Below are 757 nucleotides of genomic sequence, written 5' to 3' on the forward strand. Positions count from 1 at the left end.
ATCGCTGTTGTTTCTTTCGCGTAATCAGTATCTTTAATACGGCTGTTAGATGCATTAACGTTTTCGTTAATGTTGTCTAGGTTGCTGATTGCGTGGTTGAAACGGTTCTGGAAAGCACCTAGTGACGCACGTTGGCTGTCTACTGATTTAAGTGCACCGTCGATAACTGCTACAGCTTCTTGAGAGCCTGCAACCGTTGTTACGTCGATGTCTTTAACCGTTACGTCTTTCGCATCACCAAAACCGATCTCGCCAGCTAGGTTGCCAGAGAACTCAACTTCACCATTGACTTTCTGAGTAGAAGCAAATACTTGTAGCTTGCCGTCTTCACCAACAGACGCTTTTACATCTTCGCTTTGACCGTTGATGTAAGTTGCTAGCTGCTCAATGTCGTCGCCTTGCTTAGCCTTGATGGTAAGTTCTTTCTCTTCACCTTGTTTGTTGGTGTAGCTCATTTTAAGCTCAGTTTTATCACCAACTGTCCAAGATGCATCTTTACCTTCTTCTGCTGAGTAGCTCTTACCACCCATTGCTGAAGTATCAGAACGTAGGCTGCCCATAGAAAGCATTACAGCTTCGCCAGAGTCCGCACCGATTTGGAAAGATTGAGTACCGTACGTACCGTTAAGCAGTTTGTTACCACCGAAAGAGGTTGTTTCAGCGATACGGTTTAGTTCGTCGTTTAGCGCTGTTACTTCTTCTTGGATCGCTACACGTTCTGCTTTTGAGTTAGAACCGTTCGCAGATTGAAGCGATA

Annotated in this window: 1 protein-coding gene; it reads right to left on the bottom strand. The window is 44.9% G+C overall.

Annotation, left to right across the window (positions count from 1 at the left end; genetic code table 11):
• A partial coding sequence (locus tag R8N47_RS24810) for a flagellin (RefSeq protein ID WP_318186053.1) occupies nt 1-757 on the bottom strand: 757 nt, incomplete at both ends.

Source organism: Vibrio sp. 2132-1 (genome assembly GCF_033344315.1).